The sequence below is a fragment of the Kribbella italica genome (assembly GCF_014205135.1).
Classification (GTDB): Bacteria; Actinomycetota; Actinomycetes; order Propionibacteriales; family Kribbellaceae; genus Kribbella; species Kribbella italica.
The window spans coordinates 7814812-7830210 of the sequence record NZ_JACHMY010000001.1; the positions used below are offsets into that span (position 1 = coordinate 7814812).

Annotated in this window: 16 protein-coding genes; 6 read left to right on the plus strand and 10 right to left on the minus strand. The window is 69.9% G+C overall.

Annotated elements, in window-relative coordinates; genetic code table 11:
• Positions 1-36 precede the first annotated feature (36 nt).
• Positions 37-2736, plus strand: a complete 2700-nt coding sequence (locus tag HDA39_RS36620; protein ID WP_184803149.1) for an apiosidase-like domain-containing protein — start codon at positions 37-39, stop codon at positions 2734-2736.
• A 5-nt stretch (positions 2737-2741) separates the two neighbouring features.
• On the opposite strand, the gene HDA39_RS36625 is transcribed toward HDA39_RS36620, so the two are convergent.
• Positions 2742-3341 (minus strand): TetR/AcrR family transcriptional regulator, encoded by a 600-nt coding sequence (locus HDA39_RS36625; protein ID WP_202893231.1) that lies wholly within the window; start codon positions 3339-3341, stop codon positions 2742-2744.
• 109 nt (positions 3342-3450) lie between these two features.
• Between HDA39_RS36625 and HDA39_RS36630 the strand changes: the two genes are divergently transcribed.
• Positions 3451-4422, plus strand: a complete 972-nt coding sequence (locus HDA39_RS36630; RefSeq protein ID WP_184803151.1) for an aldo/keto reductase — start codon at positions 3451-3453, stop codon at positions 4420-4422.
• 110 nt (positions 4423-4532) lie between these two features.
• Here the strand turns inward: HDA39_RS36630 and HDA39_RS36635 are convergent, their stop codons facing one another.
• Positions 4533-5276 (minus strand): SDR family NAD(P)-dependent oxidoreductase, encoded by a 744-nt coding sequence (locus HDA39_RS36635; RefSeq protein ID WP_184803153.1) that lies wholly within the window; start codon positions 5274-5276, stop codon positions 4533-4535.
• Between the two features lie 115 nt (positions 5277-5391).
• Positions 5392-6042 carry a GntR family transcriptional regulator gene (locus HDA39_RS36640; RefSeq protein ID WP_184803155.1) on the minus strand — a complete coding sequence of 217 codons (651 nt, stop codon included), beginning with the start codon at positions 6040-6042 and terminating at the stop codon, positions 5392-5394.
• Positions 6043-6173: 131 nt separating this feature from the next.
• Between HDA39_RS36640 and HDA39_RS36645 the strand changes: the two genes are divergently transcribed.
• Positions 6174-6860, plus strand: coding sequence for an alpha/beta fold hydrolase (locus tag HDA39_RS36645; RefSeq protein WP_238356241.1), 687 nt, complete (start codon positions 6174-6176; stop codon positions 6858-6860).
• A gap of 49 nt (positions 6861-6909) precedes the next feature.
• Positions 6910-7569 (plus strand): trimeric intracellular cation channel family protein, encoded by a 660-nt coding sequence (locus tag HDA39_RS36650; RefSeq protein WP_184803159.1) that lies wholly within the window; start codon positions 6910-6912, stop codon positions 7567-7569.
• Between the two features lie 15 nt (positions 7570-7584).
• Here HDA39_RS36650 and HDA39_RS36655 read toward each other — a convergent pair whose 3' ends face one another.
• Positions 7585-7977 (minus strand): hypothetical protein, encoded by a 393-nt coding sequence (locus HDA39_RS36655; RefSeq protein WP_184803161.1) that lies wholly within the window; start codon positions 7975-7977, stop codon positions 7585-7587.
• A gap of 31 nt (positions 7978-8008) precedes the next feature.
• On the minus strand, positions 8009-8638 hold the full coding sequence (locus tag HDA39_RS36660) for a GPP34 family phosphoprotein (RefSeq protein ID WP_184803163.1): 630 nt from the start codon (positions 8636-8638) through the stop codon (positions 8009-8011).
• A gap of 180 nt (positions 8639-8818) precedes the next feature.
• On the opposite strand from HDA39_RS36660, the gene HDA39_RS36665 reads away from it, so the two are divergent.
• Entirely contained in the window at positions 8819-9793 is a 975-nt protein-coding gene (locus tag HDA39_RS36665) for a TetR/AcrR family transcriptional regulator C-terminal domain-containing protein (RefSeq protein ID WP_337926046.1), read from the plus strand.
• A gap of 76 nt (positions 9794-9869) precedes the next feature.
• On the opposite strand, the gene HDA39_RS36670 is transcribed toward HDA39_RS36665, so the two are convergent.
• The 4 genes from HDA39_RS36670 to lexA are packed head-to-tail and all read right to left on the minus strand — an operon-like array spanning position 9870 to position 13391.
• Positions 9870-10631, minus strand: coding sequence for an isocitrate lyase/PEP mutase family protein (locus HDA39_RS36670; protein WP_184803167.1), 762 nt, complete (start codon positions 10629-10631; stop codon positions 9870-9872).
• A gap of 24 nt (positions 10632-10655) precedes the next feature.
• Positions 10656-11642: a proline racemase family protein gene (locus HDA39_RS36675; protein ID WP_184803169.1), complete on the minus strand. Its 987-nt coding sequence runs from the start codon at positions 11640-11642 to the stop codon at positions 10656-10658.
• Positions 11639-12724 (minus strand): DNA glycosylase AlkZ-like family protein, encoded by a 1086-nt coding sequence (locus tag HDA39_RS36680; protein WP_184803171.1) that lies wholly within the window; start codon positions 12722-12724, stop codon positions 11639-11641. The genes HDA39_RS36675 and HDA39_RS36680 overlap by 4 nt, the downstream gene beginning before the upstream one ends.
• A 7-nt stretch (positions 12725-12731) precedes the next feature.
• On the minus strand, positions 12732-13391 hold the full coding sequence (gene lexA / locus HDA39_RS36685; RefSeq protein ID WP_184803173.1) for a transcriptional repressor LexA: 660 nt from the start codon (positions 13389-13391) through the stop codon (positions 12732-12734).
• 81 nt (positions 13392-13472) lie between these two features.
• Here lexA and HDA39_RS36690 point away from each other — a divergent pair, with 81 nt between their 5' ends.
• The gene (locus HDA39_RS36690; RefSeq protein ID WP_184803176.1) at positions 13473-14324 is read left to right on the plus strand and encodes a phosphotransferase; all 852 of its coding nucleotides are present in this window, start codon (positions 13473-13475) and stop codon (positions 14322-14324) included.
• Between the two features lie 46 nt (positions 14325-14370).
• Here the strand turns inward: HDA39_RS36690 and HDA39_RS36695 are convergent, their stop codons facing one another.
• Positions 14371-15321, minus strand: coding sequence for a ferritin-like domain-containing protein (locus HDA39_RS36695; protein WP_184803178.1), 951 nt, complete (start codon positions 15319-15321; stop codon positions 14371-14373).
• Positions 15322-15399: the final 78 nt, after the last annotated feature.

The window sequence follows — 15399 nt, forward strand, 5'->3', positions numbered from 1 at the left end:
CTCCGCCGGGTCGTCACCCGGCTGCTAGCTTGCCTTGTGACCCTTTCGCTGGGCGCCTTCGCTCTCGTCCCCGGCGCCGAAGCCGGCCCGCGGCCGCCGTCGTACACGGTCGAGACCTGGCGGTCGGTGGAGATCGCCCTGACCTCGACGGCGACCTACGGCAATCCGTTCGCCGACGTCCAGGTCACGGCGTCGTTCCGCGGACCGCGCGGGCAGGTGATCACGCGGCCGGCGTTCTGGGACGGCGGTACGACGTGGAAGGTCCGCTTCGCGCCGCCGGCCGTCGGCTCCTGGACGATGCGCACCTCGGCGACCAACACCACCGACGCGGGGCTCAACGGGGTGTCCGCGACGGTGCGAGCCGTTCCGTACCAGGGAAATCTGTCCGTCTACCAGCACGGATTCCTCCGGCCGAGCGCGGATGGTCACTACCTCCAGCACGCCGACGGGACGCCGTTCTTCTACCTCGGCGACACGCACTGGATCCTGCCGCACGAACGCTTCGACACCTCCAACGCGCCAGGGGTCGCCTCGCAGTTCAAGTACGTCGTGGACAAGCGGGTCGACCAGGGCTTCACGGTCTTCCAGTCCGAGCCGATCTGGCAGCCGCACGGCGGAAGTCACGACCGGCCGGACGAAGAGCCGGCCGCCGATCTCACCGACGGGTTGTCCGGTGACGACCTGGCCGGGTTCGCGCGGATGGACCAGAAGTTCGGCTACATCGCCGATGCCGGACTCGTGCACGCCAACGCGATGGTGTCGTGGGTCGCGCAGCCGCACGACAATCCGGCCGTGATGACGCCGGAGTACATGGCGTCGGTGGCGCGGTACTGGAACGCCCGGTACGGCGCGTACCCGGTGATCTGGACGGTCGCGCAGGAGATCGACAACGACTTCTACGGGGTCTACCCCGGCGACGCGATGGCGCCGTGGGCAGCGGCGATCCAGGCGCTCGACGCGGCTGACGCGTACGACCAGCCGTTGCTGCCGCACCAGGAGAACGTCGAGCAGACCGCCGTCGAGAACTCCCGGTTCGCCGCCGAACCCTGGCACGACGGCTTCGCGGCGCAGTTGCAGTACACCGACGGGTGGAACGTCGGACTGGCCGCCGACTACTGGGCTGCCGGCAAACCGAGCCTCGCCTACGAGACGCCGTACGAGGACTTCTGGACCGACGGCCGGCATGCGCTGAGTGCTCTCTACAAGGCCTATCTGCTGGGCTTTCGCGGTTATGGGTACGGCGTGGCCGGCCTCTGGAACGACGTGTACTCCGCGCCCGGCGAACCGCTCGACGCCGGTACCGACTACGAACTGCCCGCCCGCTACCAGTGGTGGTACACCGGCGCGAATCGGCAGACCGCCGATCAGCTGACCCACGGCGTGCGGTTCTTCCGCGACCTGGACTGGTGGAAGCTCGTCCCCAGGTTCGGCGACGCGGCCTGGTCCGACTTCGGCGCCGGCGGCGACAACCTGCTGGCCAGCGACGGCGACAAGTCGTACGTGGCGCTCTTCACCAGCCAGGGAACGGCGACCGGCACGCTCCGGAAGCTCGACCCGGATCGCTACTACACCGGGGAGTGGTTCAATCCGCGCACCGGGCGTCGTACGCCGATCGGCAGCCGGCTCGAGGCGCCCGGCGGCAACCTGACCGTCCCCGCCCGCCCGACGGCGGAGGACTGGGTCCTGTCGATCGAGCGCGGCGGGCCGATCGGGAACCGGCCGCGTCAACCGGTCGCCGACCCGCCGGGCGGTTCGTACCAGGGCGCGCAACCGGTGCGCCTCACCACCTCGACCGCGCGCGCCGAGATCCACTACACGACCGACGGCAGTACGCCGACCAGCTCGAGCGCCACCGGGCCGCTGCAGATCGCCGACCCGATGGACGTCCAGTTGCGCGCGGTCGCAACGCGATCAGGTCAGACCAGTACGGCGATGGCGGTCACCTTCCGGCAGCAGCTGCAGGACCAGGCCGCGGCTTCGACTCTCACCGCGAGTTCCGGCACGGCGGAGAATATTGCCGACCGCAACCGAACCACGAGCTGGCGGCCGCACGGTGGTGACGCCTGGGTGGAGGCGGCCTTCGGCGCCGTGACCTCGTTGGACAAGCTCATCGTGACCGGGTCGGGCCGTGCGTCGGCGTACCGGGTCGACTACTGGGACGGGCAGGCTTGGCTGACGGCGGCGACGGGGTCCGGGCGGATCGGTCCGATCGGACAGGGGACCGTGCTCACCTTTCCCCGGATCTCCACGACGAAGGTGCGATTTGCCGTCGTACCGGATCGGAGGGATCCGGTCGCGATCACCGAGCTCGGTGTGTACCGGCAGCCGCGCACCGACGCGCCCGACCTCACCGCCGGCGGGACGTACTCGGCGAGCTCGACCTGGGACGACCAGCAGGTCGCCGCGAACGCTTTCGACCACGACCCCGGCACGAACTGGCAAGCCTGCAACGGCTGCTGGGCCGGCCAGTGGCTGGCCGTCGACTTCCCCGGGAGCACGACGTTCAACACGGTCACGGTTTCCGAGTACGGCAACCGCACGACGGCGTACCGGATCGAGTACTGGGACGGCACGGCTTGGCGGACGGCGTACACCGGCAGTGGAGGCTTCGGCCAGCAAGGCGAAACCACCACGGTGACGTTCCCTGACGTCACCGGCACCAAGGCGCGTCTCCTCTACCTCACCGGCACCGGGAGCGCGCCGATCGTCTACGACCTGGCGATCTACCAGCAGTAAGGCTTCTACGGGTTCCAGGCGCGCAGGGTCGTGTCGACGATCTCGTCGAGCTGGTCGTGGCTGAGGCCGCCGGCGGCCTGTACGGCGAGGCCGAAGGCCACGGTCATCACGTAGCGGGCGAGCTGGCGCGGGTCGGCGCCGGACGGGAGATCGTCCTCGTCGACCGCGCGCCGGAACCGCTCCTCCAGGCGGAGGACGCCGTCGTTGCGCCAGTCGACGAGCAGGTCGTGGGCGGGGCGACTGGCTTCGCTCGAGGCCAAGGCCCCCTGGACGCCGAGGCAGCCGGAGAACGTCTTCGGCTCGGTGGTGGTCCGGGCCGATCCCCGCAGCAGGGCCTCGACCACGCCGCGAGCGGTCGGCTCCTCCAGCGCCCGGAACGCGTAGGCGGACGGGCCCTCGGTGTAGCGGTCCAGCGCCTTGCGGAACAGCTGCTCCTTGTTGCCGAAGGCGGCGTACATGCTGGTCTTGGTGATCCCCATCGCGCCGGTGAGGTCGGTCAGGCTCGCGCCTTCGTACCCCTGCTCCCAGAACACCCGCATGGCGCGCTCCAGCGCCTCGTCGGTGTCGAATCCCCGGGGACGACCCATTACACGAGAACTGCTCATGCCCCGATTGTACCCCTCGGTACAGAAAGGACGCGACTTGTGTACCGAATGGTCTCGATGTATCACTGTTCTGTACCGATTGAAACTTAAGTAGCGTGTGGAGGCAGATATGAAGAGCACCTCGTTCGGAGGCCTGGAGGTCTCGCGGATCGGGTTCGGCGCGATGGGGATGTCGATGTTCTACACCGGCGCCGGCCGTCCGGAGGCCGAGTCGATCCGGACGATCCACCGGGCGCTGGACCTCGGGGTCACGCACATCGACACGGCGGAGCTCTACGGGCCGTACGTCAACGAAGAGCTGGTGGGCAAGGCGGTGAAGGGACGCCGTGACGGCGTTGTGGTGGCCACCAAGTTCGGGCTGATCTCGCACACCGGCCGGCCGGGGCAGGACTCCAGTCCGGCCAGCGTGCGCGTTGCGGTCGAGGGATCGCTGCGGCGGCTGGGGACCGACCACATCGACCTGTACTACCAGCACCGGGTGGATCCCGAGGTCCCGATCGAGGAGACCTTCGGGACGCTGGCCGAGTTGGTTGCCGAGGGCAAGGTGTTGCACCTCGGGCTGTCGGAGGCGAGCGCCGCGACGATCCGGCGGGCGCACGCCGTCCATCCGGTGACCGCGGTGCAGACCGAGTACTCGTTGTGGACCCGCGACCCGGAGGCCGAGATCCTGCCGGTACTGCGGGAGCTCGGGATCGGTCTGGTGCCGTACTCCCCGCTGGGGCACGGCTTCCTGACCGGCAACATCCGCAGCCTGGACGGTCTGGACGCCGACGACTGGCGCCGGACCAACCCACGCTTCGCCGACGGCAACCTCGAGCGCAACCTGGCGATCGTCGACGAGGTCAAGGCGATCGCCGACGAGGACGGCGCTACGCCGGCGCAGGTCGCGCTGGCCTGGTTGCTGGCCCAGGGGGACGACATCGCGCCGATTCCGGGGACCACGCGGGCCGCTCGGGTGGAGGAGAACGTGGCCGCGGCGGACATCGGGCTCACCGAGAGCCAGGTCGACCGGCTGAACGCGCTGAGGCCGGCGGTCGGCGAGCGGTTCGACCCGGGCAACATGGCGGCCATCGACCGGTGAACGTGCTGGTCGTCCACTACCTCGTCGAGGTTCGTCTGCTGTAGCGAGTGGGAGACCTGGGCTCCGCCCGGTCGGTGTCGTGATGTGGCACCGGCCGGGCGGTTTCCCGTTCAGAGCTGGTTCTCGCCGCCGTCGACGTACAGGTTGGCGCCGACGACGAAGCTGCTCTGGTCCGAGGCGAGGAACGCCACGGCCGCGGCGACCTCGGCCGCGGAGCCCATCCGGCCGACCGGGACGTTCGCGGCGAACTCCGCCTTGACCGCCGCGGCCCGCTCCTCGCCCACCATGCCGGCGACCGCCGGGGTGTCGATCGAGCCGGGAGACACCGCGTTGACGCGGATGCCGCGGCCCTTGAGCTCGTTGGCCCACGTCCGGGTGTACGAACGCAGGGCCGCCTTCGACGCCGCGTAGGTGCCGAACGCCTCCATGCCGTCGTCGGCGCGGACGGAGGAGTTCACGATCACCGACGCGCCCTGGTTGAGCAGCGGGAGCGCCTTCTGCACGGTGAACAGCGTGCCCCGGACGTTGACGTCGAAGATGAGATCGAAGTGTTCCGGTGTGATCTCGTCGATGGTCGCGAACGCTGCCGTCCCGGCGTTGGCGAACAGCAGGTCGAGGCCGCGGCCCCGGCTGCGGACCGCGTCGTACAGGCGATCCAGGTCGGCCGGGTTCGCGATGTCGCCCGGTACGGCGGTGGCCGAGCCGATGGTCTTGACCGCCACCTCCAGCTCGTCCTGGCGCCGGCCGGTGACAAAGACGTGAGCGCCCTCGGCCGCGAAGCGCTCGGCAACGGCCAGGCCGATCCCGCTGCTGCCGCCGGTGACGACCGCTGTCTTGTGGTCGAACTGACCCATGGACGGTTCCTCCTTCTTAGTTCGGTACCGATTGGTACTGAATTAAGACTGTAGCACTTCCGGACCAAGCGGTACTGAATGAGCGCCGACCTTGTGGGGGTCTGCCCGCGATGCGTCAGGGGGTGTCGTCGGCCGGGAGGCTGTGCCAGGTGTCGAAGGCGAGGGCTGCGGCGGCGTTCGCGTCGCCGGCCTCGATGAGGGTGATGAGTTGGTCGTGGCGGGTGACGGAGGTGGGGCCCTCCACGCCGAAGCGGAGGCGTTCGGCGCGGCGGATCAGGGGGTCGAAGCGTTCGAGGACTGCTTCCAGGGCCCGGTTGCCCAGGGCGGTGACGGGGATCTTGTGGAGTTCCTCGTCGGCGTCGAGGGCGGTGGTGACGTCGCCTGATGCTACGGCCGCGGCGAAGCGGCGGTTGGCTTCTCGCATACGGGCCACGTGGTCTTCGGTGAGTCGGCTGGTGACCTGGCGTACGGCGAGTTCGTGCATGGCGGCGACGACGTCCTTGGCGTCGCGGACGACCTGGATGTCGATGGCGCTGACGGTGGTGGAGCGGCCGGGGAGGGCGACGACCAGGCCGCTTGCGCCTAGGCGGAGGAGGGCTTCGCGGACTGGGGTGCGGCTGACTCCTAGCCACTCGGCGAGTTCGCCGTCTCGGAGTTGCTCGCCGGGGCGGAACGTGCCGTCGACGATGGCGTCGCGGAGGCGGCGGTAGACGTCGTCGCGGAGGAGGGTGCGGTCTACGGCGGGCGTGCCCACGGGAATCGGCATGGCAACATATTGCACCCATCACCGGGGCTAACGCCTCCTTCACGCTGGGTCTTGTGGGTGTCTCGATGGTGCAATATATTGCATATCAGAGACGGCGACCGTCGGCTCGCGATGGAGGAGAGGACCGGATCATGGCGATCAAGAACGTTGTGCTGGTGCACGGTGCGTTTGCTGACGGGTCGGGGTGGCGTGGGGTGTACGACGACCTGACGGCGCGCGGCTACCGGGTGACGATCGTGCAGAACCCGCTCACCTCGCTGGAGGACGACGTCGCGGCGACCACTCGGGTGCTGGAGCGGCAGGACGGGCCGACGATCCTCGTCGGGCACTCGTGGGGTGGGACGGTCATCACCGAGGCCGGGGTGCATCCGAAGGTGGCCGGTCTGGTCTACGTCTCGGCTCTCGCGCCTGACGCCGGTGGGACGACGGGGCAGCAGTACGAGGGGTTCGCGGCGACGCCGGAGTTCGTCATCGATGTCGTCGACGACGGGTTCGGGTTCCTGAACCACGACAAGTTCAAGGCCGGGTTCGCCGCGGACGCGAGCGACGCGGACGCCGCGTTCCTGCGGGACAGCCAGATCCCGGTGAACATGTCGGTGTTCGACGCCCCGGTGAAGAACGCCGCCTGGCGGGACAAACCCACCTGGGCCGTCATCGCCACGGAGGACAAGTCCTTCGACCAGGCGATGCTGCAGCACATGGCCAAGCGAGCCGGCGCGAAGATCACCACCGTGTCCGCGAGCCACGCCCTCTTCATCACCCAGGCCGCCGTCGTCGCCGACGTCATCGACGAGGCCGCGAAGGGCGCCGACCGCTGAGCCGCGTCGCCTTGCTGAACGTCATCACCGACGTCCCTGGAGGAACCACATGTCGGTCATTCCGTTCCAGGTGACGCTCTGGATCGAGCTCCTGGCCGCCGGACTCGGTGGGCTGCAGGGAGCGTTGTTCGCGGCGGGTGTGAGGGCCCGCCGCATCGACGTACTCGGTGTGATCGTGATCGGGCTGGCCGTCTCGCTCGGGGGAAGCCTGCTCCGCGACGTCGTGCTCAACCAGCCACCGGTCGTTGTCTGGAGCAACTGGTACCTGATCGTCGCCGGCGCCTCGGCGGTCCTCGGCATGCTCCTGCACCCCGTACTGGCCCGTGCCGACCTGCCGATCACGGTGCTCGACGCCGTAGTGATGGGGCTGTTCGGGGCCATCGGCGCCTCGAAAGCGCTGTCCCTCGGGGTGGGTGAGGCCGGGGCCTTGGTGGTCGGCGTGATCGCGGCAATCGGCGGCGGGATGCTGCGCGACGTCATGCTGAGCCTGCCGTTCTCCTTCCTGCACGTCGGAACCCTGTACGCCGTAGCCGCCGGAGCCGGCACCGGACTGCTGGTGCTGCTCGCCGAACTCGGTACGCCGATCCCGATCGCGGGCCTCGTCTGCGTCGTCGCGACCACCCTCGTACGCCTGGCCGCCGTCCACTTCGACTGGACCTTCCCCGAGCAGTTCGCCGTACGGCGCCCGAAGACGCCGCGACAGGCTTGATCCGCTGGGCCAGGCTCAGGTGTGGGCGCCCTGCCAGCTGCTGCATTTGACGCGGGTGTAGCCGCCGCCGCTCTTCTTGTGGGTGTAGCACGCGCGGAGCCAGACGGGGACGTTCTCGTTGATGTTCGACAGACTCTTGTACGTGTAGGTGTTGTATCCGCAGGCCGTGGTGCTGCTGATCGGGAGGAAGTCGCTGACCTTCAGTTCGGCGGTCAGGCAGTAGCCGTCCTTCTCCAGGTCGTAGGCGTCGATGTAGTCACCCTCGTGGGTGAAGGTCACCGTGCCGCCCTTGACGGTGATCCGTTCGTCGGTGCCGGCGTGTGCGGCGGGGGTGTTGACGACGGCCGCCGCGGCGACCAGGGCGAGCGTGCTTGCGCCTGTGACGAACAGTCTTGCGGTCTTTGGCATGGTGCGTTCCTCTTCTGTGGTGGTGGCTTGGTCAGCCGCTGTTTGCGGCCATGGCGGCGATGGCCGCGCGGGTGCGGACGAGCGCCTTGCGGACGGCGGCTGGTACGGCGTGGCCTTCGGCGATCTCGGTCATTCGCCGTTTCACCTGGCGGCGGTCGCCGCCAGGGACTCCCTTGCGCCACAGTTTCGCGGCCGCCAGGACCCCGATCAGGGCGGCGGTCCGCTCGTCCGGGGTGTTTCCTCCGATCACGGTCTCGGCGAGCCGGCGGCGGATCGCGACCTGTGCCTGGTGGTCCGTCGCGGGATAGCGGTGCAGGGGGAGCACCCCGAGGACGCGTCGGCGGGTGACGGTTCCCCGGTCGACCAGCGCGTTGATCGTCAACGGGCAGACTGTTCCGCGGGTCCGGCGGAGCACCTTCGACACCTTCGCGCCCGCCCCCGCCGCGGCGAGTGTCGCGTCGAGGTGGGCCACGCCGGTCGGCGTACTGTCCAGGACCGCGACGACGTCGTTGTCGTCGATGGTGATGCGGTGCGTCAGGACGAGCTCCACGATCGCGGCGCCGGCGACCGCCCAGTCCACGCCGAGGCGGAGTCTGCCCCCGCCGGTGTTGCCGTCGAGAGCGATCAGGAGGACTTCTTCGGGGACGGTGAACGGTGACACGAGCTGGTCCCTTTCGTCGTGGTGCCCGGCCGAGTCGCGGCCGGTGGGCCGACGCTGGTCAGTACGGCGTACTCGTACAACGTAGTCAGCCGACCGGCTTTCTCTTGACAAAACGAGCGCAGGAACCTGAAAAGTGCACTAGTGTGGCGTGCAGTGAACTAGTACACCTTGGAGCTGATCGTGACCCGCCCGGAGCCGTCGTACCTGCGGATCGCCGCGGAGCTGGAGAAGCGCATTCGCTCGGGAGCGCTTCGCCCGGGCGACAGGGTTCCGTCCGTACGCCAGATCGCCCTGCAGTGGGGCGTCGCCATCGCGACGGCCACGCGCGTGATCACCGCGCTGCGCGAGGCCGGCCTGGTGGACACCCGCGTCGGCTCCGGCACGGTGGTCACAGCACAGCCGGCCCTCAGTGGTCCGGTCACGCCGCAGCGCACCGGCCCCTCACCCATGGTCCGGCCCCGAAGAGCGTCCGGCCGCCGGGCGCGTGGAGCCGAGGTCCTGAGCCGGGACAGGTTGCTCCGGGCAGCGGTCACCATCGCCGACGGCGAGGGACTCGAGGCCGTGTCCATGCGGAGGGTGGCCGGTGCGCTGCGGGTCGGGCCGATGTCGCTCTACCGGTACGTCGCGCACAAGAACGACCTGCTCGCGCAGATGGCCGATCACGTGTTCGGCGAGGACGTGCTGCCGGACCCGGGATCCGAGCACTGGCGGTCCCGGCTCGAGCTGATCGCCCGAACGCAGTGGGCACTCTGCCGCCGGCACCTGTGGCTGCCGCGGGTGGTGTCGTTCACCCGGCCGTCTCTCGCGCCGAACATGATGGCGCACACCGAGTGGACCCTGCGGGCCCTCGACGGACTCGGCCTGCCGATCGAGATCCGGATGCGGGAAGCAATGACCCTGCACGCCCTGGTGATCACCGCTGCGCTGAGCCTCGCCGAAGAGCACGAAGCCGAGCACGAGACCGGGATGACCCTCGCCCACTGGATGGTCACCCAACGAGCCCGCACCGACGAACTCTTCGCCTCCGGGCGGTTCCCGCTGCTCGCCGAGCTCCACGAGATCATGGTTCCCGACCTCGACGCCCAGTTCGACTACGGCCTCGACCGGCATCTCGACGGCCTCGTCGCCTACATCGAGGCCCAGCGCGACGGCTGACCGCGGCGTCCGCCACACCTCCCGGCGATCCGGTGGCAGGCGACGACGCCGCGGTGAGTCTCAGTGCGGACGACTGTCAGTGCCAGGGGCCGAGCAGTTCGGTGATCTTCTCGGTGAGGGTGAACTGGAGGAGGGGACCGAAGGTGATGCGGTGGACTCCGGCGGCCTGGAGTTCGGCGTACGAGCCGGAGTAGGCGCCCTTGACCGGGTCGGCGGTGACGTTGATCGGGCCGGAGAGTTCCTTGAGGAGGGTCTGCAGGGCCTCGGGGGTGGGGACGCCGACGGGGTAGACGCAGCGGGCGCCGGCGGTCTCGCAGGCCTTGGAGCGGTTGACGGCTTCGGTCAGCGGGTCGTCGAAGGTGACGAGCTTGGTGATCAGGGCGTCGGTTCTCGCGTTGATGACGAGCTCGACGCCGGCCTGGTCGGCGGCGGCGCGGAGGGCGGCGATGTAGTCGGCGTGCTCGGTGAGGTCCCGGAGGCGGGACTCGCTGTGCACGGTGTCCTCGATGTTGATGCCTGCGATGCCGGCGTCCAGAGCGCGCTCGACGAGTTCGGCGGCGGGGGTGTTGTAGCCGGACTCCAGGTCGGCGGTGACGGGGACGTCCACGGCCGCGGTGATGCGGCGTACGCCGTCGAGGGCGTCGTCCAGGGTCATGCCCTCGTTGTCCTTCTGGCCGCGGGAGTCGGCCAGGGGGTGGCTGCCGACGCTGAGCGCGGGGAAGCCGGCGTCGACGACGGCGCGGGCGGACCAGGCGTCCCAGACGGTCGGGAGGACGAGGGTCGTGCCGGTGTGGTGGAGACGGAGGAGTTCGCTGGCCTGTGCGGCGAGATCGGTCATGCTCCGAGCTTTACACAGTGGGGCCTAGCGGAGGGTGAAGCCGGTGCCCAGGGGATCGTTCGGGTCGAGGGTGAAGGTCGCGGTGCCGGTTTCGTACGCCGTGCCGTTGACCTCGGTGACGACGCCTCGCCGGTCGTCGGAGCCCACCACGCGAGCCTGGAAGGTGGTGTTGATGATCGAGTCGTGCCGGAGAGTCTGGCCGGGAGTGAGACGGCCGTCGGCGTGGAGGACAGCGACCCGGGCCGACGTGCCGGAGCCGCAGGGGGAGCGGTCGGCTTCGCCGTCGGCGAAGACGGTGAGGTTGCGCTGGTGCGGGCCGTCGGGGGTCTGCCCGAGGTCGTCGTACAGGATCGTGCCGTAGATGCCGTTCAGGCGGGGGTCTGTGGGGTGCTCGGCCCACTCGGTGTCGTTGAGGAGCCACTTGATCTCCCGGCCGACGGCGATCAGGGCCGGGTAGTGGGTCGGAGTCACCGCCAGGCCCAGGGATGCGGCGCTGACGGAGGCGTAGATGGCGCCGCTGTAGGTGATGTCGGCGTGGGTGGTCAGCACCGGGACCTCGCGGGCCACGACGTACGACGGGATGTTGCGGAAGGCAACATTCTTGACCACGCCGTCGGCAGAGGTGACGCGGGCGGTGACGCGACCTGACGGGACGTCGATCACGACGTCGGTGGCTCCGTCGCGAGCGGCGGGCACGCGGCCGGTGGTGACCGCCCAGGTGGCCAGCGCGATCGTGCCGTGGCCGCAGGCGGTGGAGTAGCCGTCCTTGTGCCAGAAGAGGACGCCGAAGTGGGCGCCGTCGTCGTCGGGCGGGACCAGGAAACCGCCGTACATGTCGGCGTGGCCGCGGGGTTCGTTGACGAGGAACTTGCGCACGGCATCGACCTCGACGGACCGCTGGGCGAACGTCCGGCGGTCCAGGACTGTGCTGCCGGGGATCTCGGGGACGCCGGTCAGCGCGATGCGGAAGGGCTCGCCGGCGGTGTGGTAGTCGACGACGTCGATCTTCATGGGCGCTCGATGGTGGGAAGGGCCAGCCAGGCGGCGAGGTTGTCGAGCTCTTCCGACACCGCTGTGGTGATCGCGCGGGTGAAACGGACGTCGGGGTGCAGGGCATTGACCCGCAGTACGCCGGCCTTGCGGTCGGCCTTGACGTCCGCCTTACCGACCAGGTGGGAGCCGTGCAGGATGGGGAGGGCGAAGTAGCCCCAGCGGCGTTGGGCGGCCGGCTTGTACATCTCGAGCGTGTACTCGAAGTCCCAGAGCTCCACCGCCCGGGTGCGGTTGTGGATCAGGCGGTCGAACGGCGACAGCAGCGCCGTACGGCCGGTGAAGTCGTCGGCGGCGGCGAGTGCCGCGGGATCGACCTGCCAGACGCCGGGGGTGTCCTCGATCTCGACCGGTTCGCCGACCTCGCCGACGATCGCGGGCTCGACCGGGACCGCGGTGCCTTTGGCGCGGGCGATGCCGAGCGAGCTCAGGCGGCGTTCGTTCTTGCGGGTCTCGGCTTCGGCCGGGGACGGGACGACGAGGTCGGCGGGATAGACGTTGCCGGCCAGGTCCCAGACGCGTTCGCGGGCGATCCGGCCGGCGATCGCCACCTGGCCGGTCTGCACCAGGAGCTCGAGCATCCGGGTGACGTTGCGGTTGTTGGTCCAGCCGGTCGACTTCCAGGGGACCGGGCAGGTGTCGGGGATCTCGCGGGAGGTGACCGCGCCGCGGTCGCGCAGTACGGCGAGGATGTCCTTCTGGAAGGACTTGTTCGCCGTCATCCAGTCCTGCAGGGTCGGGTGCAGGTCCGGGGCGGCCAGGTAGAGGCCGACATCCGTCATCGGGCGGATGAGCGCGTTGAACTCGAAGAGGGTCCGGTCGGTCTCGACGGCCTGCTTGAGCTGCTCCGGCTGGTACGCCGGGCCGAGGCGGCTCCAGGCGACCAGGTCGGCGCTGGGCGCGACCGCGGCGGTCGGATCGATCTGGAGCAGGGTCAGCCGCTCGACCGTGGCGACCAGTTCGGTGGGTCTCGGGGCGTCGAGCAGCTGAGCCCGGACCGCGATCCGGCGGGCCTGGTCCCGGGTGAGGCGGCGAAGTCCCATCCGCGCCTCAGACCGTCCGGAGCACCGAGACGACCACGCCGAGGATGGTGGCGTTGTCGCCGTCGATGACCTCGTACGCCGGGTTGCGGGGCTCCAGGTACACGTGGCCGTTGCGGCGGCGGTAGACCTTCACCGTCGCCTCCTCGTCGATCATCGCGGCGACGATCTGGCCGGAGTGGGCCTCGGACTGCTGGCGGACGACGACCATGTCCCCGTCGCAGATCGCGGCGTCGACCATCGACTCGCCGCGGACGCGGAGGGCGAAGACCGTGCCGCGGCCGGTCAGGTCGCGGGGGAGGCTGAGCTGCTCGTCGACGTGCTCGATGGCCGCGATCGGCGTACCGGCGGCGATGTCGCCGACGACCGGGACGGAGACCGAGTTGTCGGAGGTCGCGGCGGACGAGTCGTTCTGCAGGAAGAGCCGGACGTCGATCGGGCGGGACACCGACGTCCCGCGCTGGAGGAAGCCCTTGTCCTCGAGGGCGGCCAGGTGCTTGCCGACCGAGGACGACGAGCGCAGGCCGACCGCGTCGCCGATCTGGCGCGTGCTCGGTGAGTACCCGTGCCGGTTCACCCAGTCGCGGATCACCACCAGGATCTGCTGCTGCCGCTGCGGCAGCAACGCCGGGGCCAGGTGCTCGAACGGGTCGGCGTCATAAGTACTCACCCGCGGAAGCCTAGAGGGCGCCACCCCCAAAACCGTCGAGCGGCGCGGAGGGCTGACCGCGACGCCTCGTACGGTGGGGTGATGTTGCCGATGGGGTTGTCGATGTTGTGGGAGCAGGTCGAGGCGGAGCCGGCGCTGCGGGAGCGGTTCGGGTTCGAGGGGTTCGAGGCCGTGGCTGAGTGGGTGCCGGGGGTGCTCGCGGAGGTCTGGGGGATCGAGGCCACGGGCTGCCGGCGGATGGTGATCAGCGGCCCGAACGCGATCCTGTGGGTGGACAGCGACCGCGGCCCGCTGGTCGTGAAGTGGTCGGTGGTTCCCGAGTTGTTCGCCGTGCTGGAGGCGTCGGCGCGGCTGCTGCGGGTGCTGGACGAGCGGGGTGTTCCGGTGGCGGCTCCGCTGCGGGCTCTGGACGGGCGCGAGCGCGCGGTGGTCGACGGGCCGATCGGCGCGCTGTCGGTGGGGGTGCTGCCGGAGGTCACCGGCGACTGGCTCGACATCGAGAACGACGAGGCGGTGTTCGCGGCGGGTGCCTGCCTGGCCCAGCTGCACGTCGCGCTGACCGGGTACGAGGACGACCGGCTGCCCACCAGCAACCCGCGGGACGCGACGGACCTACCGCCCGGGCTGCCTCCGCTCGACGCGGCGAAACAGCTGGTGCACAACGACTTCCGGGCCGCGAACCTCCTCACCCAGGGAGCGAAGGTCGTCGGCGTGCTCGACTTCGACGACCTTGGCTGGGGACACCGGGTCGAGGACCTGGCGCGGGCCGGCGTCTACCTCGGAACCCTCTTCACCGGCTGGAAGGCGACACCGTCCGCCGTACGGCGGACGCTGCGCGCCGGGTACGAGTCGGTGCTCCCGCTGAGCCCGGCCGAGAGTCAGTGGTACGACGTGCTGACCGAGTGGCACGCCGTACGGTCCGGCCTGCGCTGACGGGCGGGGCCCTGCTCCCCCACAGGAGGGGAGCAGGGCGGTCCGGTCAGCCGTTCGCGCGGCTGGTGTTGATCTCGCCGTTGACTCCGGCCGGGAAGAAGCCGCCCTTGGTGGCCTTCTTCGGGGTCAGGTAGACGACGTTCAGGACCTGGTCGGCGCCGCGGCTGAACGCGATGCCGTTGGCGTCGGTCGGAACGATGTTGGTCTTGCCCTTGAACGTCACGCCCTGGTCGAGGTCGGTCTTGCCGTCTAGGCTGTCGCGCGCGTTGGAGATCGCCACCGAGGGGACCTCCAGGCCGGCCGCGACCAGACTCGTCCGGATGTTGGCCGCGTGATAGGCCTCGACCGCGAGAATCCCGGCCGCCGCTTCCAGGAACGTCTTGTTGGTGATCAGCGGTGCGGCACCCTTGTACGCCGTGACGCCGACGTCCTCGAACACGTACGCCGCGAGCAGGAAGTTGTTCTCGTTGGCGTAGGCGTCGAACTTCTGCCCGGGCTTGATCAGCCCGGCCGCGGTCGCGGCCGCCGTGAACGCGGCGTCGATGTCGATCGCCGGGCGGGACACCGCGGCGCCACCGAGCGCGCTGCGGAGGAACTTCACGTGGGCCAGCTCGTCGGCGGCGATCTCCTCGGCGTACGCGCGGACGGCCTTGGTCTTGAACTTCACCTTCCGGCCGCCCTTGACGCCACCGGGCTTGCCCTTGCCGGTGACCATCGCGGGGGCCAGGCCGAAGCCCTTGACCGCACGCAGGTAGAACTCGGCCTCGAGGTACTCGAGGTTGAGCGCGAAGTTGAGCACCGCGCCGTCGCTCGGCTTCCCGTGCGGGTGGTGACCGGACGAGTCGGCGAAGGCGTTGCCGGCGGTCCCGGCGGCCAGCAGACCGGCGCCGGCGACGCCCATCCCGGCCGCGCTCGCGGAGCGCAGGAAGCGTCGGCGGTCGAGGGCGTTCTCTGCACTGCGGTCGATGGCGTTGCGGATGAACAGCTTGTCGAACATGCGCTTCTCTCCAAGTGGCGAGAATGGCACAGGTGGGCGGCCCCGGACGGGGACCTGGAGCCGGCGCGCGGACGCACC